A 21,208-nucleotide genomic window follows, 5' to 3' on the forward strand; every position below is an offset into this window, starting at 1 on the left:
CTGACCAACGCCATTGGCCCGGCCCGTCACAAGTTGCTGGACAGCGCGACCAAAGCCCCGAAAAATCAGCGCCTTTGCCCCGCCCTTTACGGGCTGGGCGTCTGTGCCAAGGAGTTCGGCCCAATGCTCAATGTCTTGTTTGTCTGCAGCCAGAACAAGCTGCGCAGCCCCACCGCCGAGCAGGTGTTTGCCGACTGGCCGGGGATCGAAACCGCCTCCGCCGGGCTCAATCACGATGCCGAAGTGCCCCTGGGCCCGGAGCTGGTGCAATGGGCCGGGTTGATTGTGGTGATGGAAACCCGCCACCGGGAAAAACTACGCAAGCGCTTCAAGGCGCAGTTGAACAACCAGCAGATCGTGTGCCTGAACATTCCCGATGATTACGACTTCATGGACCCGGAGTTGATCCAGTTGCTGCGGCAGAAGGTGCCGCCGTTTCTTCCCGATGGCGACGCGGCTCGCTGATATGCCTTTGGCATTCAGAGCCCCGCCTGAGCGGCGGCTGGAGCTGCGCAAGACCCCATCGGCTGGCGAGCCTGCGGCTCGTTCGCAGCCTTCGGCAGCGGCTACACGAAGCGGATGCTAGCGCTGGCGTCACGGGCTCCTCTGTAGCCGCTGCCGCAGGCTGCGCAAGGCACCGCAGGGGCCTCGGCAGTTGCGAGATCGCCGCGAGCCTGCGGCTCGTTCGCAGCCTTCGGCAGCGGCTACACGAAGCGGATGCAGACGCTGGCGTCACGGGCTCCTCTGTAGCCGCTGCCGCAGGCTGCGCAAGGCACCGCCGGGGCCTCGGCGGTTGCGAGATCGCTGGCGAGCCTGCGGCTCGTTCGCAGCCTTCGGCAGCGGCTACACGAAGCGGATGCTAGCGCTGGCGTCACGGGCTCCTATGTAGCCGCTGCCGCAGGCTGCGCAAGGCACCGCAGGGGCCTCGGCGGTTGAGGGATCGCCGCGAGCCTGCGGCTCGTTCGCAGCCTTCGGCAGCGGCTACATGAGGCGGATGCGTGGCGGGGTCAGGCGCGGTGTGCGGCGCCAAGGGCGGCGGTCAGTTCGGGGGAGGCGTTGTACAGCGGGGTGCTGCCCTGTAGCAGAATCTGCGCGCTGCGCCGGTAGGCGGCACCGTCGATCAGTAGCTCCCCGGCCACCTGTCGGGCATTGATCAGGGTCTCCAGCACTCCGGCGGGGTTTTCAATCGCCAGCGGGTATTCGCCCTTCCCTTCACCTATTGCCGGTGCCCGAGCCAACAGGGCATGGGCCACGGTGCCTTCGGCCAGGCAGGCCGCCGCCAGGCAGCAGCCGCCGGACACCGCCAGGGACGGGTGGGCGTTCTGTGGGGTGAAGTAGCGGGTGGCGATATCACCGCCTTGCCGCGCCGGGCTGACGATGCAGATTTTGGGGACGGTTTCGCTGCGCCGCAGGTCGTCGGCGCTCATCAGGCGGCCATCGCGCTGGCGCAGGCCCATGCGCAACCCGCCCAGCACCATCAGCTCCAGCAGGCGCGCCTTGAACTGTGGGTCGGCATCCAGTTCAGCCGGGCTTTCCTGCCCGGTCTTGCCCAGGTCCGCCGCGCGCAGGATGACCATGGGCACCGCCACATCGATGCAGGTGGCGGCAATCCCATCCAGCAGGTCGACCCGTTGCCCGCTGGGAAACAGCGCGCCGGTCTTGGCTCCCACCGGCTTGTCGAGAAACAGGTCGACCCCGGGAAACACCCCGTTGACCCCGGGAATCCGCGTGTCGCTGAGCAGTCGGCCGTCGCGCAGGCTCAGGCGCGCATACATCGTGGTCTGGGTGTTGCTGTTGAAGATCTCGATCTGCCCGCCGCCCTCCCCGGGCTGCAGCCAGCCGCGTTGCAGCGCATACAGCGGCAATGCCGCGGACATGTTGCCGCAGTTGACGCTCCAGTCGATGGCGCTCTTGCCCGCCGCCAGTTGCGCCAGGGTGCTGATCATCCGCGTCTCGCCGGGGTGGCGTTCGACGATGAACACCTTGTTGCTGGTGGGTCCGCCGCGGCCCAGGCCGGTGATCTGGGTATTGCCCGGCCACTCGCCGTGCAGGGGCACGCCCATCAGGTGGCGCAGCAGTTCTTCCACCAGGGCTTCGTCCCGGGGCAGCGCTTCGCGGGCCAGGATCAGCCCGGTGGAGGTGCCGCCACGGGCGTGGCACACGGGGAACTCAGGGATAGCAGCAGGCTTTGGCAGATCGGGCATGGCGGGCGCCTCCACGGTGGGCGAAAAGAGCAGCCCCTTGTCGGCCGGGCAACGGGCAGCAGCGCGGCATGATAAACCCTCGCGGCCGATCTCGGGTCGGTGGCCGGGCTGAAGACGCCCAAGTGGGCGCCTGGCCCTGGCCTTGCACCGCTCGTCTTGCGCTCGCTCTTTTTACAGCGGGCCATTTGACTAACCGTCTTGAGGATCTAGATTCCACTCGCGACTTCATGGAAGTGCATCAAGCTCGAAGCCCGGCAAACCGGGGCCCGGGTAGCGATGCTCAGTGGCCGCGCCCGGAAACTCGATTGCCTGTTTGCCTGGGCACTCCAGGCATCTAACGCGACAGCAGGGAGCTGGACATGAACGACAACATCATCGACATCATGGTCACCATTGATGTGGACACCATTCTCAATAGCCAGGGCAAAACATTCGACAGCGGCCAGACATTCAACCTGCAAAAAAGCGACCCGACGCAGCCCAGCCACCTCTACAACTTCACCACCGGCGGGGTAAGGCTCTCCAGTCAGGCGATCTACATGGTCGCCAGACGCAACAACGCCCCAGTCGGCGAAGGTACGGATGAACTGTCGGTCAACCTCAAGGAGGGCGACCTGATCCACTGGCGCAGCACCAGCCTGTCCGAGGGGCTGTACCACACGGTGCTGCTGTATCAGTACACCCAGACGTCGCCGGTCGTGACGCAACAGAACCCCAATTACGTGCAAGACATCACGCCGGTGGTCTTGAACCACACGCCCATGCCGATCATCAATCAAAGCAATCCATCCGCGCAGCCCATCGCCCAGAGCGTCAAGAATTTCTATTGGGAAGGCCGCGCCGTGCGCCAAGGCAGCATCACCTATACCTGGGCCTTCATGATTGTCGACAGTGACAACCAGGTGGTGGGTTATTGCGACTGGGACCCCTACATCAATATCAACTGAGTGCCTTGTCCCTCTCCCTGTCGGCACCGGGAGAGGGGCTTGCCGTTGCCCTGCCCGATCACTGTCACTGCCTCTGCTCCCCGCTCAACCTTGGCCAAGCCTTGATGCACCGCGAACCAGGCACTTGCCTCCCGCCCGACGCGGCCCGTATTTTATCGACCCCCGCCGCAACAACCTCCCGGCCAGCCCCGAGGTCGCCGATGGCGTGGGCACGTTCCCTTGCCTTGTCCCGGAGACTGTATGGATCTCACCACCCTGAGCCTGTTCATCCCCGCCTGTTTCGCCCTGAACATGGCCCCCGGCCCGAACAACCTGTTGTCCGTGAGCAACGCCACCCGCTACGGCTATCGCCACTCCTGCCTGGCGGGCAGCGGCCGGTTGCTGGCCTTCGCCGCCATGATCGCCCTGGCCGCCGCCGGCCTGGCGGTGGTCCTGCAAACCTCGGAGCTGTTGTTCCATGGGATCAAGATCCTCGGCGCAGGCTATCTGCTGTACCTGGCCTGGCAACTGTGGCGGGCCAATCCGGGCACTGAAGCGAGCGAGGACAGCGCCCGCGTCGGCCTCTGGGCCCTGGCCCGCCAGGAGTTCCTGGTGGCGGCGGGCAATCCCAAGGCGATCCTGATCTTCACCGCCTTCCTGCCGCAATTCGTCGATCCGGCGCAGCCGATGGGCCCGCAGTTCCTGATCCTGGGGGCGCTGTTCCTGGGGCTGGAGTGGATCGCCATCTGCGCCTACGCCTACATGGGCCTGCACATGCGCCGCTGGCTCGCCGAACCCCGGGGCAAGCGCCTGTTCAATCGCGGCTGTGCGCTGCTGTTGTCAGGGGCGGCGTCGGTGCTGCTGATGGCGCGGCGGGGCTAGAGGAGTACAACCTTCAGTCAGACGGGGACAGCCCATGGATGAGGGGTTCTAGGCATTTTGCTCGGAGCGAGGGTAGGATTAAATCCTATCCAGCTGGAGAAAGTCCCCATGCGTAGCACTCAGCAATTCAGCATCACGCTGCCAAACCAGATGGCCAACGCGGTGAAGGCCAAAGTCGCGACTGGTGAATATGCCAGCGAAAGTGAAGTCATACGCGATGGCCTGCGGGCATTGATGGCCCGTGATCGAGCCGTGGAAAGCTGGCTCACCGGCCAAGTGGCAACCGCCTACGATGCCTTGAAAGCAGACGCTTCACACACACTCAGTGCCGATCAGGTCCGTGCTCGGTTGTCAGCAGAGCACCAGAACACCCGCAACAAACTGGAATGACGCACACCGTCGAATTTGCTCCAGAAGCTCTGGAGCAGCTAACCGCGCTTTATCGCTATATAGCCACGGCAGCCTCGCCAGACATTGCCCAACGCTATACCGACGCCATCGTGAGCCATTGCCAAGCGTTACAGACCTTTCCTCAGCGGGGAAACCAGCGGGACGATATACGCCCTGGCCTGCGCACCACCCACTATCGCAAGCGGGTTGTGATCGCCTTTGTCGTCGATACCCGACAGGTTGTTATTTTGGGCGTTTTTTACGGTGGCCAGGATTTCAAGACCACTCTTCTGGCTGATTGGGACGACTAAAAGAGATGACGCCAAGCGCAAAGGCTCTGCGGGGACGGCCAGCCAGGGCGGCTCCCGCAGGCGAATGAACACGCCCCGCACTCAAAACACCCGGAACGTCGGCGCCTTGATGGCGGTCGAGCCCCGCCGCCGATGCCCGCCCGCGACAGGATCGAAGGCGCCTACCTGATGGCGCTTGAGGGCGGCAAATAGCTGCAAGCGGGCGCGATGCAACAGCACGCGAACATGACTGCGCGAAATACCCAACTGCCCGCCGATCGCCTCAAGCGCGTGGCCCTGGCGCTCACGGGAGAACAAGACCCGGCGTTGCAACAGCGGCAGGCTGTTCAGTGTCTGCTCCAGGCAGCCACGCAGTTGCTCGGCGCACAGCAAGGCTTCCGGGCTGTCTTCGTGCCACTCCAGCGGCGGCGCCCAGTCCCCCTCCTCGGCGAAGCGCTGCTCGCCCGCCTGGGCCGGCCGCACGAAGCGACCCGCCTCGCGATGGTTCTGCACGTAGCAGCCCTTGGCCGCGTTGGCGGTGATGGTCAGCATCCAGGTCTTGAGGCTGGAGCGGCACTGGAAACCGCCAAGGTTGTGCACAATCGCCAGCCAGGCGTCCTGCACCACGTCATCGACGTACCGCTGCCCGACAATCGCCAGGGCCACCGAGCGCATGGCGCCCTGATGCTGTCTGACCTGTTCGCGAAAGGCCCGCTGCTCGCCGGCCAGCAGGCACGGCAATAACTGCAAGTCGTCGCTGACGGCGGTCAGTGGCAGGTGCTGCAAAGATTCCATGTCGAGGATCTCCATGCTCATCAGCTCGCCCCCTTTACCGCCGAGGCAACAATCCTACGAACAAGCCTAGGGAACGGATGCACACTCGTGCATATATTTCTCTGCGCGCCGCGTTCGGCTCGCTATGATGGTTTCCCATGAACCCCAGCCCCGCCCTTCGCCAACCCTGTCCGCCCGGCGCCTGCATCTGCGAGCGCGAGCAGTTGCTGGACACCCCCGGAGCCGACCTGCGCATCCTCAATCTGACGCGCCAGGAGGAAAAACGCCTGCTCGAACGCCTGGAGAATCTCAAGGACCTGGCGGACCTGGAGCACATGCAGAGACGGATCTACCAGCAACTGGGGGTCCGTGTGGAGATCACCCCCAGCGACAACGAAGTGCGCAGCATGCGCGGTATCACGATCGCCCTGGCCGAGCACCCCGGCCTGTGCCGCAAGACCCGACAGTCGATTCCCGCCGCCATCCGCCGGGCCATGGAGAACCGCCCGGAAATTGCCTACCGCCTGCTCGATGCCCAGGACTTGCTGCGCGATACCTGACGGCAAGTTTCAGCTTCAAGCAGCAGGCTTGCGGCTTGTGGCTCAAAGCTGGAAACTTGCCGCTGCTTTTTTTCAGGATTCCGTACATGCCCAACTCGCCTCTCAACGCCGCCGACTTCGAGCTGATCGAAGACACCCTGCTCCAGTACGGCGACGACCACTCGGTGCTCAATCCCTGCGAGCTGGACGGTTACTTCACCGCGCTGGTGTCGGGCCCGGCTCAGGTCGATATCGCCGAATGGTTCCCGGGTATCTGGGGCGGCGAAAACCCGGCCTGGGAAACCCCGGAGCAATGCCGGCAGTTCATCGACCTGTGCGTGCGCCACATCAACACCCTGGCCGTGCAATTGACCCAGGCCCCGCAAGCCTTCAAGGCGCGCTTCGAACACACCGAGCACCAGGGCCAGGACCTGCTGCTGGCCGAAGAGTGGTGCTTCGGCTACCTGCGCGGCGTGGCCGTGGGCAACTGGCCGGAGATGCCGGCGCCGCAGGTCCAGGCGCTGCAGTTGATCATCGACTGCGCCGAACAGGACAACTTCGAATTGCCCACCGACCTGGACCTGGAGCAGCATCGCCAGCAGATCGCGGCCATCGAACCTGCCGCGCGGCAGTTGCATGCCTACTGGTCGGCACAGCGCTGAATCTAGCGACGCCAACAGCAACGCCCCTCTCCCCTAGGATTGAAAAAAGGCAGGTTTCCCGTTCAGGGATACCGGCCTGCCAAGTACGGATACTTCCCCATGCTCAAATGCATCAAAAGACTTTTCACCGCGCCTGCCCCGGTAACGGAACAAGCACAAGACACTCCCGTACAAGCCACCGCGCCAGCCACATTCAAGGAATATTTAGCAGGCTTGCCGACTTGCGATCATGAGCTCAGCGAGGACTTCTATTACAGGACAGAGGCCGCTGAAAAATGGCAGCAGTACTTCTCAAGCGAGTTCAGAGTGACCTGTCGCAATTCAGCAGGAGGCCACTCTCAGGACCTCGCCATGAACGCTGCTATGCGAGACGCCTGCGACCAGGGCCTGGTACATGCTTTCTACTACTACGCCCCCTTCACCTATGCAAAAGAGAGAATTGCCTCGCACCATGAGCAGTGCATCAGGTCGCATCTGATCTCGACTGATATGCATTGGATGACTCTTTGCTTTCTGGCACGTTATAAAAAAAATACCAAGGCCTTGGCTGGGCGAACAAGCCATGTCGATGGGACCCAGAACAATAAAGGGTGCCGATACATCATTTGCGGCACTGACTGCCTGACCATTCCACGGCAGGACATCCAACTTCACTTGAATGGTCACTGGTATCCACTTCCAGCGATCAGCGATGCAACCCTGAGAAACCTCCTGGTGACTTGGCGCGATGATGCCTTGTCCCGCGAATCGCGCGCCTCTTCCTTACTCCAGGCCTTGAAGGTCTGATCAAACTGGAGCTTGCGCAGGTGTAGGTCATCAGGGCTGCAACAGTAAGGCCCTCAAGTCATTGAGTAGGCGCATATTCCTCAATCAGCTTCCACAGCAGACGGCCCATCGGCAGACGGTAGATATCGCTGTGAGCGCCTCCTCCAGACCCCGGCGAGTTGAATTGGGTAATGCCGTTCGATGCATCGATGTAAGCCACTTTCCTGTCCGGGCCGTTGCTTTTGAACGGCTCGGCGCAGCCTTGTTGACCGTACTTACAGACTTCGAAGCGCCCCCCAGGAACTGCGGATGTGTCAGAAGCCGTCATGCACTCGAATATGCGCTGGTACTGGGAGTCGGCCGTATCACAGGCCTTGTGGTAAGAGCCTATCGACCCGGCAGGATCGGTCCAGACGATAAAGGGAGCACCAGTCGCCGAATCGTTGGTAGCTGCCGTCAGCACGACCTTGGTCTTCTGAAGATGCCCGTAGTCCCGATAGGGAGCGCCTTCACGTCCGAGATCCGGGACAAAACGGTTGATGCTCATCGCCCCCTGCAGGCCGACTGCCAGATCAACCGGGCTGGCGACCATAGGCTGATCGGGGAACTGACTGTCCAGCGGGACCAGGACCGGCGAACTGAACACCGCGCGAGTCATGGCACGCGCACCGAAGCTGTGGCCCAGCGCAACGACTCTGGCCTTGCTGCCAGAGGCCGCCAGGCTGCGCGGGATGGTTTCGTTGATAATCTTGTTCAGCCAGGACAAGCCTATTTCGTCCGCATCATTGGCCTTATTGGAATAGCTGAATACGTTGCCAAAGGAGTTGGACCAATAAGACGGCCAGGTCACACCAATGACCAAGGGGCGGAAGTTGCCAACCACCTGATCATTGACCAATGGTTTAATTGCCATCGTCCTGTCGATCGGACTTTCCTGCAGTCCCTTCGCTGCTTCCAAGGAAGCAGCCATCAAATTACCGGCCAGGTCATTGAAGTTCCGAATCGCCTCTTGCTGGGCAGTGTTCCACCCCATGACAATCACCAGGACATGGGTATAACGACCTCGCCGAAGATCCTGGGTCAGATTATCTTCCAGTGACCGCAACGCATACTTTCCATAATCGTAGAATTGATAGGCACGGGCATCTACCTTGTCCAGGTTAGTGGATATGGAACAAGCATGCCAATCACTTATTTTCGCCAAATCATAGTTCTTTTGGATTAGTGATAATTGCTTGGCCGCGTAAGCGTTATATACAAAGCAATGGTCTTTTGAAAGATAAGGATCACTCGCTCCTGCATCGTCCTTGGCGATCGAGTTTTTTATGATGTGCGAAATAAACATCGCCTTTGAGTCACTTTCCTGAAATCTTCTTATCTGACTTGGTGTTCCCCAAGTGCTTGGCTTTTCTGCATTAATATATTGACCGCTCCGGACGAAGCTGACCTGAGGATAGGGCTTGGGGCCACCGACAATCGACTGCGGGCTTTTTTCAATGGCAACGATATACCCCGGATAATGCAACGCTGTTCCAGATGGAAAATACAGGCTGGAATGGAAATTCTTTGCATTGGTGCTTTCCAGTTGCAATGCCGACTCGTAAGGCTCCATGACCGACCCAGGTCCGGAACAACCAGCGACTCCTACTCCCAAGGCAATCAGGCTTAACCATTTAAGACGCATCATAACCAACTCCTTGGATCATTCTTGACCCTTATGCCGACAAGCACGCTAGAGACACCGTAACTAGAGACAAACTGAGTGCGCCGCCTAGTTACAACACCACTATAGTCGGCAAACTCCCATGAGCCAGCATCTCAACATATAAAAATTAAGACTTACCCCTAAAGCATTTCTCACATAGAAGCCACTCTAAACCCGCGCTTCAATCGAGCTTCTTCTTGCCAATAGAACCCAAACTTAAATTCAGATATTACTTGAAAAACCCTACTCAATAGCCAACTTATAGTTAGCCAGCAATCAAATTTTACTTATGAAAATCAAGAGCAGCCAGTGGATAGAAGATCAACTACAGCGGGCTCAGGCCAGTGCAGTTACACAAGAATATTGGCCCCGCAGCAGGCTCGTTCAATAAAAAACGCCGCATGCCCTGAACAGAGCAAGCGGCGTTTCTATTGGCGCCCGGCCAGCGGCGCGAGGCTTACAGCAATTTGCGCTGCACCGCCTCCTCCAGGGTGCTGCGGGCCAGTTGCTGGACCACGTCGCGGGTGTCTGCCTGGAAAGGAATGGCGACGATCAGCAGCAATTGCATCCAGGTGCGCACCGATTCGCTCTTGCGAATCCGCCCCAGCTCCTTGCCGTCCTTGTCCTTGAACACCGTCTCCAGGGTGAAGGTGTTCTTGGCTGTTGACGGAATCACGAAGAAGGTGACGCCGGTGATGATGGCCGAGGCCATGCTGAACTGTTCGTTGTTGTACAGGGTGGCTTCGGCATACAGGTCCGACTCGACCTTGTCGGTGCTGACCCGGGCAAAGCGCCCGGACTGGCGGTAGGCATCGGCCACCACGGTTTCCCAGGCGGCCGCCGGAGCGCCGGCGGCGGCATTGGCCGGGCCGCCGTTGACCTGGTACATGGCGGTGGTGCGGACAAAGGCGCTGGGCTTTTGCTCGGTGGTCTGTGCCGCCGGAGGCCAGGTGCCGACGGCTGCCAGTTCGTGTTGCGAGTAGGACACGCAGCCGCTCAGCAGCACTGCGCCGAGCACCAGGACGTGCTTGATGGAAACCAACATGTGTCTCTCCTTGACCTTAGCGTTGTGCCAACCGGGCGCTGGCGTTGTCGAGCAATTTGGCAACCAGTTCATTCAGTTGCTTGGCGCCTTGGGTCGGGGCCCAGTACTCGCGGCCGTACAGGCCGACGTTGCGCTCGAACTTGAGCTGCTCATTGGCACTGGCCAGTTCCTGGCCGTTGCGGTCGACGATCGACAGCTCGCCGGCCAGGTCGAAGCTGTCGACGTAGATCGGCCCGTTGACCCAGATCCATACGGTCAGGGTCAGCAAGGCCCCGGGCAGGTAGCCCGGGTGGGGCGCGCGGTGGCCCTTGAGGGAGGTCATGTTGAATTTCAGCACCACGTCTTCCTCGCCCAGGCGGGTGGGGAATTCGCTGAGCTGGCGGAAGTAGCCGGCGCTCTTGACGTAGGGAGTCATCTGGGCGGTCAGGGAGCGGCTGATGGCAGTGCGGGTGGCTTCGTCGATACCGGGAGCGGTGACCTGCACATCGGCAATTTGCGCAGTGCGCGGGCTGCTGATGGGTGCAGGATGCAACGGCGCGCCCAGCGGGCCGGTGACGTGGTAGGAGACACAGCCGGTCAGCGCCAGGGTGGCGATGAGGGCGGCGGCCCCGAGCAGGGTTCTGAACACGAAATATCCTTATTGAAAGACAAACAGCACCAACGTCTCGACCCCGGCGCCCAGAACTTTAGGAAAACCGCGCATTGCGTCGAGCGGCACTGGCCCGCTTGCGGCCCCTATTGATAGCCCTCTTCATGGGCCTGGAGCAGATTGAACAAGTGCTCCTGGGGCATCGCGCAGTCCTGCAACGGTTCGGGCGCAACCCCGTTCCACTCCTCATCGGGGTCGCTTTCGACAATCAGCAGCGGCACCTGGGCGCTGTTGAAGAAGGCGAGGATGTCGCGCAGTTCCTGCTCGCGCTGCACATGGTCGTTGTGAAACAGCTTGGCGCTGTAGAAGAAGCCCTCGGCGCCACGGCGCAGATAGCCCTGGGCAACGCTCAGGGACAGGCCCAGGCGCTGATGGAGAAACTTGACCAGCGCCAGGCTGGTGGTGGGAGTGGCCGTGGCGAGGCTAATGCGGGACATGGCAGGTTCCTTGAAAAACGACAGGTAATGACCGCGCGGTTACTCGGGGCGCCACAGTTCGAGCCCCTGCACATGACGCTCGATGTCGTCCATGTCGTCCTCCCCCAGGGTGCAGTCGAAGGGCTCGCTGAGAATCCTGCGCACCTGGGCCAGGCGCTGGGTGACCTGCTGGTTATCGATGAAATCGGTGGTGGCGCGCTGGTAGTCGGCCACGGGTTTATCCCTGTAGTAGGCGCCCATCTTGTGCAGCGAGATCAACACGAACTCCAGCTCCGCTAGGGCTTGCAGGGCCTGCTCCCCCGAGAGGGTGATGGTGCGGTTGCTTTCCAGCATCGAATACTTCCTTGGCTCTCAACAATTGGACAGACCGCCGCCAGCTGGGTAGCGTGCGGCGCACATTTCAATCCGACAGGCCCCCAAACATGCTGATCAGGGACTTTCAAAGCAGCGATCTGCAAGCGTTGCTGGCGCTCTGGCTGGACGCCTCGATCCAGGCCCATCATTTTGTCGACCCCGATTTCTGGCGCTCCAGGGTCGAGGACATGCGCAACCTCTACCTTCCCCATGCCCAGACCCGAGTGGCCGAACGCGACGGCCAGCTCCTGGGTTTCTATTGCCTGCATGAGGATCAGTTGGCAGCGATTTTCGTCAGTGTGCAGCACCAGGGCCAGGGCGTGGGCAAACAGCTGCTGGCCGATGCCCGCGAGCGGCGCTCACGCCTGGAGCTGGCGGTGTATGCCGCCAACCTGCCAAGCATCGGCTTTTACCGCCAGCAGGGTTTCCAAGTGATCGGCGATGGCATCGATCCCCACACCGCACAGGCCGAACTGATCATGGCCTGGCCGCAATGAAGGACCTGGCTCACGGCGACTTGGCCGGAGCCAGCTTGAGCCGTGTCGGGTCGATGGCGCAGACCATGTTGCGCAACTCGCCCAGCAATGACTGGCGGGGAAACGCGGCCCATTGCGCCTGATCGGCCTTGCGCGTGACCTCCACGCCCTGGGCGAACGGCTCGGAGAAGTACACCCGGCCGAACTGCGCCGACTCATCCTTCTCGCAGTTGATCACCCGGGTCGCCCGCGAGCTGTGGATCGGCGGCTTGCCAGCGCCCAGCTCGGTAGGCTTGGCGTAGTTGTTGACCAGATAGAACTGCCGCAGGTTCGGGTTGTTCTGGTAGAGGGCCAGCGAGTTGGCGGCAAAGTAGGTGGCCAGTTCCGGGCTTTCCAGCACCTTGAACATGCCGTCCGGACGCTGCGGCGCCGGGGCCTGGCTGCCCGAATGCGCGCAACCGGCAAGCACGAGCGCCGCGCTCAAGCCCAGCAGCTTGTTCATCGGCCCGCTCCCTGGGCCAGGTCCGGCCGCTCCTGGTCGAGCAATGCCTGATCGACCGTGCCCTGCAGCGAGCAGAGCAGGCGGGTCTTGCCGTCTTCGTCGCTGAGCATGAGGATTTTTTCCGCGGAACCCGGCGCCGGAGCGATGCCCGAGGCGGCGGCCGGGTTGTCCTGCCAGGGCGCCGTGGCGTTGAGTTTGATCTGTGGCCGGGAGATGAAGTACTCACCGGCTTCCTGCCAGCCGGCCTGGGGCAGCGCGGCCATCACCGCGGCGCGGCTGGCATCGATGTCGAAGCCCCAGAAATGGAAGCTGCCCTGCTCGCCCAGGTCGAACTGACGGTCGTAGTAGCCGGTCAGGCGCAGGCCGCCATCGCTCAACGGACGGGAAAACGCCTGCGCTGCCGTGGCGCTGTTCAGGCGGTCGGTGACCGGCACCCAGGCGATGCCCTGGCGCTGATTCTCGGCCAGCTTGACCACCTGCCCGAGTTCGCCGCGCTGCTGATACAGGGCCTTGAAGAAGCCCGGCTGGCAGTCCAGCAGGCTCTCGCTGAGGCTGGCGGCCTGGGCAGCGCCGGCACTCAGGCCCAGGAGCAGGGCCAGCAGCGGTGAGGTGGCAAGGCGGGGCAAGGGGCGCGTCCGGTGCATGGTCTGGAACATCCTGAGCAGGCGAAAAAAACGCGACTCTACCTGCGCGGGCCGTGCCGAGACAAATCCGCTTGCAGGCGCTCGGCCTGCGCCGCGTCAGAGGAAAATGCTGCCCTTGAGGTACAAGGCGCCGTAGCCGCTGATGATCACCCGCCCGTTGTCCAGCACCTGGCACTCCAACTGGCCCTTGCGCGCCCCGCCCTGTTGCGCCCGCAACTGACGCTTGCCCAGGCGCTCGGCCCAGTAAGGCGCCAGGGAGGTATGGGCGGAACCGGTGACCGGGTCTTCATTGACTCCGACCCGCGGGCCGAACCAGCGCGAGACGAAATCGAATGCCCGGGACGGCGCCGTCACGGCGATGCCCCGTACATCAAAGGCGGCCAGTGCGGCGAAATCCGGCTTGAGCGATTCCACCAGAGCTTCGTCGTCCACCACCAGCAGGTAATCGTCGGTGCGATACAGGGCCTCGGCCGCCGGCAACCCCAGGGCTTGCAACAGGGCCGCAGGAATCGCCAGCGCCTCGGGCTGCTTGGCGGGAAAATCCATGGACAGCAGGCCGCCCTCGCGGCTCACCCGCAACTCACCGCTGCGGGTGGCAAAACGCAGCACGTCGCGGCGCTCGCCCAACTGCTCGAACAGCACCCAGGCCGCCGCCAGGGTGGCGTGCCCGCACAGGTCGACTTCCACCGTGGGGGTGAACCAGCGCAGTTCGAACACTTCGCCCCGGGGCACGAAATAGGCGGTTTCCGACAGGTTGTTCTCCAGGGCGATGCGTTGCAGGAGTTCATCCGGCAACCAGGCGTCCAGGGGGCACACCGCCGCCGGGTTGCCACCGAAGACATGGGAGGTAAAGGCATCCACTTGAAAGATATCGAGTTGCATCGCGGTCATTCCTCGGCGCCTTCGGCGCGGATCTGTTCCAGGTAGTTGTAGACGGTGTAGCGGGTCACCCCCAGGGCCGCGGCGGCCTTCTCGATCCCGCCCTTGACGATGAACACCCCGCGCTCCTGCATCTGGCGCACGGCCTCCAGCTTGTGCGACTTGCTCATGCGCGTCGCGCTCGCCGGGCAGGCACCCTGGATGATCTGGGCCAGCAACTGCTCCATGTCGGGGGCTTCGTCGCGGCGCGGCGCAGGGGCGCTGCCCAGGCCCAGCAACTGGCCCAGGCAGGCATGGGCGGCGGCGATGCCGCTCAGGTCGCTGTTGCTGCACAGGCTGGCGAAGGGCTGCCCGCTGCGGTCGCGAAAGATCACCGTGGAGCTACGCAGCTCGCGGCCGTCGGGGGCCAGGGTCGGGTAGTTTTCCAGCACCAGCGGGGTGCTCGCCGAGCGGTCTTGCAGGGCACTCAGCACCGCGGCAAAACCCAGGTCCTGGCGCGGCCCGCCCAACACCGGGTCGCCGACCCGGCGCCCGGTGACATGGCCGTTGGCGATGGCGACGATCGAGGATTCCGGGCGGTCCAGGTCATGCAGGACGATTTCCACATGCTGGCCAACCACGCTGGCGAGCATCTGCAAGGTGCTGCGCAGCACCTGCAGGACCAGTTGGCGCTCGGCAAGAAGGGTATCGGAAGGCACGTTCATTGGTGTTTACCAAACTGGGCGGACGGGAAAAATATCAACACACTGTTGAATATTCAACTTTTAGTTGATTTCAATGCCCTGCCCGGTCAGCCGATTGCGGCAATTGCAGCGCTCGGGACATTGCGGCAATATTCGCAAATGTAAAACATTCTCATTAAATACTTTCCTTCAAGTGCCCCCCATGACCCCCACCCTGCTCCTCGTGGAAGACGACGCCCGACTGCGCGACGATCTGCACCGGCATTTCCACCAGCGCGGCTTTGCCGTCACCCCTTGCAGCGACGGCCGCCAGGGCCTGGCAGCGGTGCGCGCCGGCCGCTTCGACCTGGTGCTGCTGGACATCATGCTGCCGGGCCTGGACGGCCTGGCCCTGCTGGAAACCCTGCGCCAGGAGCAAGACACGCCGGTGATGCTGATGTCGGCCCTGGGGGCCGAGCAGGACCGGATCACCGGCTTCACCCGGGGCGCCGACGACTACCTGCCCAAGCCCTTCAGCCTGGCCGAACTGGACGCCCGCGCCGACGCCCTGCTGCGGCGCATGGTCCGGGTGCAACAGCAGCAGGCCACACGCCAGGACCCGGAACTCAGCTTCGACGAGCAGGCCCAGGACGTACTGCTCCAGGGCCACGCCGCGGGCCTCACCGGTTCGGAATACCGGCTGCTGGTGACCCTGCGCGAGCACCCCGGAGAAACCCTGAGCAAGCCCTTTCTCTATCAGCACGTGCTGCACCGCATCTATACGCGCCTGGATCGCGGCCTGGATGTGCACGTATGCAACCTGCGGCGCAAGCTCGCCGAGCTGGGGGTGCAGCACCTGCAGATCCAGGCGGTGCGCGGCGCCGGCTACATCCTGGTGGAAGCGGAGCGCCATTGATGCGCCGTCATCCCCTGCTGTGGAAACTGGCCGGGCTGCAGATCGGCTTCTGCCTGCTGCTGACCTGGATCATCTGGACCTGGGGCCTGTCGGCCGAGCGCAGCACCTACTTCCTCGACCCCGCCGATCGCCAGTACCTGGCCCGCTATGCGCAGCAGGCCGAGGCCGCCTGGCAACAGGGTGGCGCGGCGGCGGTGGATGCCTTCGAACAACGCCTGGCGGCCGAGGAGCACACCTGGGTCGCGGTGCTTGGCGAGCGTCTGCAACGCCTGGGCAGCACCCCGCTGAGCGCCGAGGACGCCAGCCACCTGACCTTCATGCGCAAGCTCGACTGGCCCATGAGCCGGCGCCTGCAGGACGAGTTGCCCTACGTCAGCATCGAATTCCCCGAGCACCCGGAACAAGGCCGGCTGGTGCTGCAACTGCCCGAGCGCCTGCTGCCCAGCGGCCTGACGCCCTGGACCCACCTCTTCAGCCATGGCGTGGTGCCGACCCTGCTCGCCGCCCTGCTCGGCCTGTTGCTCTATCGCCATCTGGTGCTGCCACTGAACCGCCTGCGCGACCGCGCCGATGCCTTGCGCGCCGACGACCTGGAAAGCCAGGGGCTGGGCACGCCCCTGGTGAACCGCCACGACGAACTGGGGGAGCTGGCCCTGGCCTTCGAGCACATGGCCGAGCGCCTGCGCCAGAGCCTGGCCCAGCAGCGCCTGCTGCTGCGCACCTTGTCCCATGAGCTGCGTACGCCCCTGGCGCGGCTGCGCATCGCCCATGACAGCCGCTTGCCGCCGGAGCAGTTGCGCCAGCGCCTGGACCGCGAGATCGCCGACATGCAGCGCCTGCTGGAAGACACCCTGGACCTGGCCTGGCTCGACACCGAGCGCCCGCAGCTGCCCACCGAAGCGGTGCAGGTGCTGTCGATCTGGGAGGCGCTGCGCGAGGACGCCTGCTTTGAAAGCGCCTGGGACGCCGAGCGCCTGCCCTGCCTGCTGGACGCCGAGTGCCGGGTCCAGGTGCACCTGGACAGCATCGCCCAGGCCCTGGAAAACCTGCTGCGCAATGCCATCCGCTACTCCCCCGCCGACGGCCGGGTGAGCCTGCGCGGCTGGCGTGAAGGCAGCTATTGGCACCTGTGCCTGGAAGACCAGGGACCGGGCGTGGCCGAGCAGGACCTGCAACGGATCTTCCAGCCCTACCAGCGCCTGGACTCGGCCCAGGGCGACGGTTTCGGCCTGGGCCTGGCCATCGCCCGGCGCGCCGTGGAGCTGCACCAGGGGCGGATCTGGGCCAGCAATGGCAACCCCGGGTTGTGCCTGCACCTGCTGCTGCCTGCCGCCTAGACCCACGACCTGGAAGTGTTTAGAAAGTTAATGCGCTTTACTCGCAAATAGCAGTCATTATCATTCGTGATCTTCTGTTTCTGCCTCTGTCCGGAGATCACCGATGTCCATGCGCTCGCTGCGTCCTTTCGCCCCCTTCCTGCTGTCCGGCTGCTGCCTGCTCAGCCACGCGGTGCAGGCCGCCAATGCAGGCTCGACCCCGCTGGTCCTGGAGCTGGAACCCCAGAGCGTCATCGCCACCGCCAAGGAAGAAACCAAGCAGGCACCGGGGGTCTCGGTGATCACCGCCGAGGACATCCAGAAGCGCCCGCCGGCCAACGACCTGTCGCAGATCATCCGCACCATGCCTGGGGTCAACCTCACCGGTAACTCCACCAGCGGCCAGCGCGGCAATAACCGGCAGATCGACATCCGCGGCATGGGCCCGGAAAACACCCTGATCCTGGTGGACGGCAAGCCGGTGGGCAGCCGCAACTCGGTGCGCTACGGCTGGCGCGGCGAGCGCGACAGCCGCGGCGACAGCAACTGGGTGCCGGCCGATCAGGTCGAACGCATCGAAGTGATCCGCGGCCCGGCGGCGGCCCGCTACGGCAACGGTGCCGCTGGCGGGGTGATCAACATCATCACCAAGCAGGCCGGCAGCCAGACCCACGGCAACGCCACGCTCTACAGCTCGTTCCCGACCCACAAGGACGAAGGCGCCACCCAGCGTGCAAGCTTCGGCCTCAACGGCCCGCTCACCGACACCTTGAGCTTCCGGGTCTACGGCAACGTGGCCAAGACCGACTCCGACGACGCCGATATCAACGCCGGCCATGAATCCCTGCGCACCGGCAACCAGGTCGGCACCCTGCCCGCCGGCCGCGAAGGCGTACGCAACAAGGACCTCAACGGCCTGTTGAGCTGGCGCATGACTCCGGACCAGACCCTGGATTTCGAGGCCGGTTTCAGCCGCCAGGGCAATATCTACACCGGCGATACCCAGAACACCAACAGCAACAAGAATGTGCAGAACCTGCTGGGCCACGAGACCAACCGCAGCTACCGCGAAACCTACGCCCTGACCCATCGCGGCGATTGGGACTTCGGCAGCTCCATGGCCTACCTGCAATACGAGAAGACCCGCAACACGCGGATCAACGAAGGCCTGGCCGGCGGCACCGAAGGCATCTTCAGCAACAACGAGTTCTACACTGCGGTGCTGCGCGACCTGACCGCCCATGGCGAAGTCAACCTGCCGCTGCACGCAGGCGTCGAGCAGACCCTGACCCTGGGCAGCGAATGGTCCCAGCAGAAGCTCGACGACCCCAGCGCCAACACCCAGAGCACCAGCGAAGGCGGCGCCGTGGGCGGCCTGAGCAGCAGCAACCGCAGCACCCAGTCCAGCGCGCAGATCTTCTCGCTGTTCGCCGAAGACAACATCGAACTGCGCCCGGGCACCATGCTCACCCCGGGCCTGCGCTTCGACCACCACAACATCGTCGGCGACAACTGGAGCCCGTCCCTCAACCTGTCCCATGCCCTGAGCGACACCCTGACCCTCAAGGCTGGCATCGCCCGGGCCTACAAGGCACCGAACCTGTACCAGCTCAACGCCGACTACCTGCTCTACAGCCGCGGCCAGGGCTGCTATGGCCAGAGCACCAGCTGCTACCTGCAGGGCAACGACCAGCTCAAAGCAGAAACCAGCGTCAACAAGGAACTGGGCCTGGAGTACAAGGCCGACGGCTGGGTCGCCGGCCTGACCTACTTTCGCAACGACTACAAGAACAAGGTGGAATCCGGCCTGGCGCCAGTGAGCCGTGCCAGCGGCGGCAGCGGCGCCTACCGCAACGCGGCGATCTACCAGTGGGAGAACGTGCCCAAGGCCCTGGTGGAAGGCCTGGAAGGCACCCTGACCATTCCTTTGGCCAGCCAGCTGACCTGGAACAACAACTTCACCTACATGCTGCAATCGAAGAACAAGCAGACCGGCGACTACCTCTCGGTGACCCCGCGCTACACCCTCAACTCGATGCTCGACTGGCAGGCCACCCAGGACCTGTCGTTGCAGGCCAGCGTGGCCTGGTACGGCCAGCAGACGCCGAAGAAGTACGACTACCACGGCGACCGGGTCACCGGCAGCGCTACCCAGCAACTGGCGCCCTACGCGATTGCCGGGGTCAGCGGCACCTACGCCCTGACCCGCCACCTGAGCGTCACCGCCGGGGTCGACAACCTGTTCGACAAACGCCTGTTCCGTGAAGGCAATGCCCAGGGCGTGAACAACATCGCCGGGGCCGGCGCCGCCACCTACAACGAACCCGGGCGCACCCTGTACACCAGCCTGAGCGCATCGTTCTGATGTCATCACCCAGCCCCCGCCGAGAACGCCTGATGAGACGTTTTGTTCTGCCCCTGGCCTGGTGCCTTGCGGGAACGGCCCTGGCCGCCCCCGCCCCGGACCAGCCCATGGACCGCAGCCTGCTACAGCGTCAGGACCTGCCCTACCGCTTCAGCAGCCTGCAACTGGATTCCGTCGACGGCCAGCGCCACTACCAGCTGTGGATCGGCCAGCCGCTGCAGGCGCCGCCGCCCCAGGGTTACCCGGTGCTGTGGATGCTCGATGGCAATGCCGCCATCGGCGCTCTGGACCCCGAGCAACTCAAGCGCCTGGACCGGAGTCCGGCGCCGCTGCTGGTGGCGGTGGGTTACCAGACCCCGCTGCGCATCGAACGCAACGCCCGCACCTATGACTACACCCCGCAGCAACCGGGCCTTGAAGCACAGCAAGACCCGCTGACCGGGCAGCCCAGCGGCGGCGCCGAGGCCTTCCTGCAGTTGTTGCGCGAGCGCATGCGCCCGGCCGTGGCGGCGCAGGCGCCGATCGACCCGGCACAGCAGACCCTGTGGGGCCATTCCTATGGCGGCTTGCTGGTGCTGCAAGCGCTGTTCGCCCGGCCCCAGGAGTTTCGCCACTACGCCGCTGCGAGTCCTTCGCTGTGGTGGGGCGACGGTCTGATCCTGACTCAGGCCCAGGGCCTGGCCGGGCGCCTTCACGGCCAGCGTGCACAACTGTTGCTGATGCGTGGCGGCGCCGAGCCGGGCAACCCGCGTCAGCCAGCGGGGCCCGAGGCCGACCAGCGCGCCCGCCAGTTGCAGGCGCAACTGGCCCAGGTGCCAGGATTGGCCCTGGACTACCACAGCTTCGAAAAACTCGGCCATGGCGAAACCCTGGCGGCGTCGCTGCACTACGTGCTGCAGCGGCTCTACCTGCCGGCGGCCAAGGACTGAAAACCCTGCGCCCGGGTGCAAGGCCCGGGCGCCGAGTTCCAGCGCAAGAGACGGGGTGCAAGCCTTGGGGCGGCGGGCTAATCTGCCGCTCGCCCCGCCACATGTTCCGGATCGCCAATGCCCACCTGCCCCGCCACTCGTTTTCTTGCCGCACTGGATGCCGACTGGGCCGCACTGATCGCCGCCGTCGGCCCCTGCCTGCACCAGCCCCGCCCGGAGCGCGAGCCTTATCAGGCGCTGGTGCGCGCGGTGGCCTACCAGCAACTGCATGCCCGCGCCGGCGACGCGATACTCGGCCGCCTGCGCGCCTTGTTTCCCGGGCAGGCCTTCCCCACGCCCCGGCAACTGGCCGATGCCAGCCTGGAGCGCCTGCGCGGCTGCGGCTTCTCCGCACGCAAGGTGGCGACCCTGCATGGCATCGCCCAGGCCGCCCTCGACGGCCGCGTCCCCGATGCCGCCAGCGCCCGCGGTCTGGACGATGAACAGCTGATAGAGCGCCTGACCCAACTGCCTGGCATTGGCCGCTGGACCGTGGAGATGCTGTTGATCTACAGCCTTGAGCGCGAGGACATCTTGCCGGTGGACGACTTTGGCGTACGCGAAGGCTACCGCCGCCTCAAGGGCCTGGAGCAACCGCCCAGCCCCCGCCAGTTGCGCCAGATCGGCCAGGCCTGGAGCCCCTGGCGCACCACCGCCGCCTGGTACCTGTGGCGCGTACCGCCCCACCAACCCTAACCCTGTAGCCGCTGCCGCAGGCTGCGAAAAGCCCCGAAGGGGCTTCAGGGACCTCAAGAGCGGCGCCTGCTTCGCAGTCGTTCGCAGCCTGCGGCAGCGGCTACAGACAGCCAGCGCAGCCAGTTGGGCAAGGCCAGGGAGATCAGCGGCACCTAGGTCACC

The 21,208-nt window shown here is 63.9% G+C and carries 25 protein-coding genes; 14 read left to right on the forward strand and 11 right to left on the reverse strand.

Annotated features, from left to right (window positions below; translation table 11 throughout):
• The first annotated feature begins 123 nt into the window (after nucleotides 1–123).
• A complete protein-coding gene (locus J5M73_RS21520; protein ID WP_102864516.1) occupies nucleotides 124–465 on the forward strand; it encodes a low molecular weight protein tyrosine phosphatase family protein in 342 nt (113 codons plus the stop codon).
• A gap of 542 nt (nucleotides 466–1,007) precedes the next feature.
• Here J5M73_RS21520 and J5M73_RS21525 read toward each other — a convergent pair.
• Nucleotides 1,008–2,204, reverse strand: a complete 1,197-nt coding sequence (locus tag J5M73_RS21525; protein ID WP_102864515.1) for a PrpF domain-containing protein — start codon at nucleotides 2,202–2,204, stop codon at nucleotides 1,008–1,010.
• A 359-nt stretch (nucleotides 2,205–2,563) separates the two neighbouring features.
• Here J5M73_RS21525 and J5M73_RS21530 point away from each other — a divergent pair, with 359 nt between their 5' ends.
• The 4 genes from J5M73_RS21530 (at nucleotide 2,564) to J5M73_RS21545 (ending at nucleotide 4,713) form a co-directional block, all read left to right on the forward strand.
• Nucleotides 2,564–3,151 carry an AidA/PixA family protein gene (locus J5M73_RS21530; protein ID WP_102864514.1) on the forward strand — a complete coding sequence of 196 codons (588 nt, stop codon included), beginning with the start codon at nucleotides 2,564–2,566 and terminating at the stop codon, nucleotides 3,149–3,151.
• A gap of 240 nt (nucleotides 3,152–3,391) precedes the next feature.
• Nucleotides 3,392–4,012: a LysE family translocator gene (locus J5M73_RS21535; RefSeq protein WP_102864513.1), complete on the forward strand. Its 621-nt coding sequence runs from the start codon at nucleotides 3,392–3,394 to the stop codon at nucleotides 4,010–4,012.
• A gap of 108 nt (nucleotides 4,013–4,120) precedes the next feature.
• Complete coding sequence (locus J5M73_RS21540) at nucleotides 4,121–4,402, forward strand: type II toxin-antitoxin system ParD family antitoxin (protein WP_102864512.1); 282 nt, start codon at nucleotides 4,121–4,123, stop codon at nucleotides 4,400–4,402.
• Nucleotides 4,399–4,713: a type II toxin-antitoxin system RelE/ParE family toxin gene (locus J5M73_RS21545; protein WP_102864511.1), complete on the forward strand. Its 315-nt coding sequence runs from the start codon at nucleotides 4,399–4,401 to the stop codon at nucleotides 4,711–4,713. The genes J5M73_RS21540 and J5M73_RS21545 overlap by 4 nt, the downstream gene beginning before the upstream one ends.
• An 81-nt stretch (nucleotides 4,714–4,794) precedes the next feature.
• Here J5M73_RS21545 and J5M73_RS21550 read toward each other — a convergent pair whose 3' ends face one another.
• On the reverse strand, nucleotides 4,795–5,502 hold the full coding sequence (locus J5M73_RS21550; RefSeq protein WP_243433886.1) for an RNA polymerase sigma factor: 708 nt from the start codon (nucleotides 5,500–5,502) through the stop codon (nucleotides 4,795–4,797).
• Nucleotides 5,503–5,624: 122 nt separating this feature from the next.
• Here J5M73_RS21550 and J5M73_RS21555 point away from each other — a divergent pair, with 122 nt between their 5' ends.
• The 3 genes from J5M73_RS21555 to J5M73_RS21565 all read left to right on the forward strand — a co-directional run bounded on the left by J5M73_RS21555 (nucleotide 5,625) and on the right by J5M73_RS21565 (nucleotide 7,453).
• Nucleotides 5,625–6,026 carry a hypothetical protein gene (locus J5M73_RS21555; RefSeq protein ID WP_102864510.1) on the forward strand — a complete coding sequence of 134 codons (402 nt, stop codon included), beginning with the start codon at nucleotides 5,625–5,627 and terminating at the stop codon, nucleotides 6,024–6,026.
• Nucleotides 6,027–6,112: 86 nt separating this feature from the next.
• Nucleotides 6,113–6,667 (forward strand): UPF0149 family protein, encoded by a 555-nt coding sequence (locus J5M73_RS21560; protein WP_207816101.1) that lies wholly within the window; start codon nucleotides 6,113–6,115, stop codon nucleotides 6,665–6,667.
• Nucleotides 6,668–6,766: 99 nt separating this feature from the next.
• Entirely contained in the window at nucleotides 6,767–7,453 is a 687-nt protein-coding gene (locus tag J5M73_RS21565; protein ID WP_102864508.1) for a hypothetical protein, read from the forward strand.
• Nucleotides 7,454–7,511: 58 nt separating this feature from the next.
• Here the strand turns inward: J5M73_RS21565 and J5M73_RS21570 are convergent, their stop codons facing one another.
• The 5 genes from J5M73_RS21570 to J5M73_RS21590 form a co-directional block, all read right to left on the reverse strand.
• Complete coding sequence (locus J5M73_RS21570; protein ID WP_207816102.1) at nucleotides 7,512–9,119, reverse strand: alpha/beta hydrolase; 1,608 nt, start codon at nucleotides 9,117–9,119, stop codon at nucleotides 7,512–7,514.
• Nucleotides 9,120–9,594: 475 nt separating this feature from the next.
• On the reverse strand, nucleotides 9,595–10,182 hold the full coding sequence (locus tag J5M73_RS21575) for a hypothetical protein (RefSeq protein WP_102864506.1): 588 nt from the start codon (nucleotides 10,180–10,182) through the stop codon (nucleotides 9,595–9,597).
• Between the two features lie 16 nt (nucleotides 10,183–10,198).
• Nucleotides 10,199–10,810 carry a hypothetical protein gene (locus J5M73_RS21580; RefSeq protein WP_102864505.1) on the reverse strand — a complete coding sequence of 204 codons (612 nt, stop codon included), beginning with the start codon at nucleotides 10,808–10,810 and terminating at the stop codon, nucleotides 10,199–10,201.
• Between the two features lie 107 nt (nucleotides 10,811–10,917).
• The gene (locus tag J5M73_RS21585; RefSeq protein ID WP_060838961.1) at nucleotides 10,918–11,268 is read right to left on the reverse strand and encodes a hypothetical protein; all 351 of its coding nucleotides are present in this window, start codon (nucleotides 11,266–11,268) and stop codon (nucleotides 10,918–10,920) included.
• 39 nt (nucleotides 11,269–11,307) lie between these two features.
• Complete coding sequence (locus J5M73_RS21590; protein ID WP_207167695.1) at nucleotides 11,308–11,601, reverse strand: hypothetical protein; 294 nt, start codon at nucleotides 11,599–11,601, stop codon at nucleotides 11,308–11,310.
• Between the two features lie 89 nt (nucleotides 11,602–11,690).
• Here J5M73_RS21590 and J5M73_RS21595 point away from each other — a divergent pair, with 89 nt between their 5' ends.
• Nucleotides 11,691–12,119: an N-acetyltransferase gene (locus J5M73_RS21595; protein ID WP_180988603.1), complete on the forward strand. Its 429-nt coding sequence runs from the start codon at nucleotides 11,691–11,693 to the stop codon at nucleotides 12,117–12,119.
• A 10-nt stretch (nucleotides 12,120–12,129) separates the two neighbouring features.
• On the opposite strand, the gene J5M73_RS21600 is transcribed toward J5M73_RS21595, so the two are convergent.
• The 4 genes from J5M73_RS21600 to J5M73_RS21615 form a co-directional block, all read right to left on the reverse strand.
• Complete coding sequence (locus J5M73_RS21600; RefSeq protein WP_102864502.1) at nucleotides 12,130–12,600, reverse strand: surface-adhesin E family protein; 471 nt, start codon at nucleotides 12,598–12,600, stop codon at nucleotides 12,130–12,132.
• The gene (locus tag J5M73_RS21605; RefSeq protein WP_102864501.1) at nucleotides 12,597–13,244 is read right to left on the reverse strand and encodes a hypothetical protein; all 648 of its coding nucleotides are present in this window, start codon (nucleotides 13,242–13,244) and stop codon (nucleotides 12,597–12,599) included. The genes J5M73_RS21600 and J5M73_RS21605 overlap by 4 nt, the downstream gene beginning before the upstream one ends.
• 96 nt (nucleotides 13,245–13,340) lie before the next feature.
• The gene (locus J5M73_RS21610; RefSeq protein ID WP_102864596.1) at nucleotides 13,341–14,126 is read right to left on the reverse strand and encodes a PhzF family phenazine biosynthesis protein; all 786 of its coding nucleotides are present in this window, start codon (nucleotides 14,124–14,126) and stop codon (nucleotides 13,341–13,343) included.
• Between the two features lie 5 nt (nucleotides 14,127–14,131).
• Nucleotides 14,132–14,827: a PAS domain-containing protein gene (locus J5M73_RS21615; RefSeq protein ID WP_102864500.1), complete on the reverse strand. Its 696-nt coding sequence runs from the start codon at nucleotides 14,825–14,827 to the stop codon at nucleotides 14,132–14,134.
• A gap of 181 nt (nucleotides 14,828–15,008) precedes the next feature.
• On the opposite strand from J5M73_RS21615, the gene J5M73_RS21620 reads away from it, so the two are divergent.
• The 5 genes from J5M73_RS21620 (at nucleotide 15,009) to J5M73_RS21640 (ending at nucleotide 21,046) form a co-directional block, all read left to right on the forward strand.
• Entirely contained in the window at nucleotides 15,009–15,701 is a 693-nt protein-coding gene (locus J5M73_RS21620) for a response regulator transcription factor (RefSeq protein ID WP_102864499.1), read from the forward strand.
• Entirely contained in the window at nucleotides 15,701–17,038 is a 1,338-nt protein-coding gene (locus J5M73_RS21625; RefSeq protein ID WP_102864498.1) for a sensor histidine kinase, read from the forward strand. Before J5M73_RS21620 ends, J5M73_RS21625 begins: the two co-directional genes overlap by 1 nt.
• Before the next feature lie 103 nt (nucleotides 17,039–17,141).
• The gene (locus J5M73_RS21630) at nucleotides 17,142–19,382 is read left to right on the forward strand and encodes a TonB-dependent siderophore receptor (protein WP_102864497.1); all 2,241 of its coding nucleotides are present in this window, start codon (nucleotides 17,142–17,144) and stop codon (nucleotides 19,380–19,382) included.
• 32 nt (nucleotides 19,383–19,414) lie between these two features.
• Complete coding sequence (locus J5M73_RS21635) at nucleotides 19,415–20,311, forward strand: alpha/beta hydrolase (RefSeq protein WP_207816103.1); 897 nt, start codon at nucleotides 19,415–19,417, stop codon at nucleotides 20,309–20,311.
• A gap of 117 nt (nucleotides 20,312–20,428) precedes the next feature.
• Nucleotides 20,429–21,046: a DNA-3-methyladenine glycosylase gene (locus J5M73_RS21640; RefSeq protein WP_102864495.1), complete on the forward strand. Its 618-nt coding sequence runs from the start codon at nucleotides 20,429–20,431 to the stop codon at nucleotides 21,044–21,046.
• The last annotated feature ends 162 nt before the right edge of the window (nucleotides 21,047–21,208 follow it).

The organism is Pseudomonas sp. 50_B, from assembly GCF_017491625.1.
GTDB lineage: Bacteria > Pseudomonadota > Gammaproteobacteria > Pseudomonadales > Pseudomonadaceae > Aquipseudomonas > Aquipseudomonas danubii.

Bases quoted from the DNA above. Each gene is read 5' to 3' on its own strand.
- J5M73_RS21520 (WP_102864516.1), top strand. From the start codon at position 124: ATGCTCAATGTCTTGTTTGTCTGCAGCCAGAACAAGCTGCGCAGCCCC.
- J5M73_RS21525 (WP_102864515.1), bottom strand. From the start codon at position 2,204: ATGCCCGATCTGCCAAAGCCTGCTGCTATCCCTGAGTTCCCCGTGTGC.
- J5M73_RS21530 (WP_102864514.1), top strand. From the start codon at position 2,564: ATGAACGACAACATCATCGACATCATGGTCACCATTGATGTGGACACC.
- J5M73_RS21535 (WP_102864513.1), top strand. From the start codon at position 3,392: ATGGATCTCACCACCCTGAGCCTGTTCATCCCCGCCTGTTTCGCCCTG.
- J5M73_RS21540 (WP_102864512.1), top strand. From the start codon at position 4,121: ATGCGTAGCACTCAGCAATTCAGCATCACGCTGCCAAACCAGATGGCC.
- J5M73_RS21545 (WP_102864511.1), top strand. From the start codon at position 4,399: ATGACGCACACCGTCGAATTTGCTCCAGAAGCTCTGGAGCAGCTAACC.
- J5M73_RS21550 (WP_243433886.1), bottom strand. From the start codon at position 5,502: ATGGAGATCCTCGACATGGAATCTTTGCAGCACCTGCCACTGACCGCC.
- J5M73_RS21555 (WP_102864510.1), top strand. From the start codon at position 5,625: ATGAACCCCAGCCCCGCCCTTCGCCAACCCTGTCCGCCCGGCGCCTGC.
- J5M73_RS21560 (WP_207816101.1), top strand. From the start codon at position 6,113: ATGCCCAACTCGCCTCTCAACGCCGCCGACTTCGAGCTGATCGAAGAC.
- J5M73_RS21565 (WP_102864508.1), top strand. From the start codon at position 6,767: ATGCTCAAATGCATCAAAAGACTTTTCACCGCGCCTGCCCCGGTAACG.
- J5M73_RS21570 (WP_207816102.1), bottom strand. From the start codon at position 9,119: ATGATGCGTCTTAAATGGTTAAGCCTGATTGCCTTGGGAGTAGGAGTC.
- J5M73_RS21575 (WP_102864506.1), bottom strand. From the start codon at position 10,182: ATGTTGGTTTCCATCAAGCACGTCCTGGTGCTCGGCGCAGTGCTGCTG.
- J5M73_RS21585 (WP_060838961.1), bottom strand. From the start codon at position 11,268: ATGTCCCGCATTAGCCTCGCCACGGCCACTCCCACCACCAGCCTGGCG.
- J5M73_RS21590 (WP_207167695.1), bottom strand. From the start codon at position 11,601: ATGCTGGAAAGCAACCGCACCATCACCCTCTCGGGGGAGCAGGCCCTG.
- J5M73_RS21595 (WP_180988603.1), top strand. From the start codon at position 11,691: ATGCTGATCAGGGACTTTCAAAGCAGCGATCTGCAAGCGTTGCTGGCG.
- J5M73_RS21600 (WP_102864502.1), bottom strand. From the start codon at position 12,600: ATGAACAAGCTGCTGGGCTTGAGCGCGGCGCTCGTGCTTGCCGGTTGC.
- J5M73_RS21605 (WP_102864501.1), bottom strand. From the start codon at position 13,244: ATGCACCGGACGCGCCCCTTGCCCCGCCTTGCCACCTCACCGCTGCTG.
- J5M73_RS21610 (WP_102864596.1), bottom strand. From the start codon at position 14,126: ATGCAACTCGATATCTTTCAAGTGGATGCCTTTACCTCCCATGTCTTC.
- J5M73_RS21615 (WP_102864500.1), bottom strand. From the start codon at position 14,827: ATGAACGTGCCTTCCGATACCCTTCTTGCCGAGCGCCAACTGGTCCTG.
- J5M73_RS21620 (WP_102864499.1), top strand. From the start codon at position 15,009: ATGACCCCCACCCTGCTCCTCGTGGAAGACGACGCCCGACTGCGCGAC.
- J5M73_RS21625 (WP_102864498.1), top strand. From the start codon at position 15,701: ATGCGCCGTCATCCCCTGCTGTGGAAACTGGCCGGGCTGCAGATCGGC.
- J5M73_RS21630 (WP_102864497.1), top strand. From the start codon at position 17,142: ATGTCCATGCGCTCGCTGCGTCCTTTCGCCCCCTTCCTGCTGTCCGGC.
- J5M73_RS21635 (WP_207816103.1), top strand. From the start codon at position 19,415: ATGAGACGTTTTGTTCTGCCCCTGGCCTGGTGCCTTGCGGGAACGGCC.
- J5M73_RS21640 (WP_102864495.1), top strand. From the start codon at position 20,429: ATGCCCACCTGCCCCGCCACTCGTTTTCTTGCCGCACTGGATGCCGAC.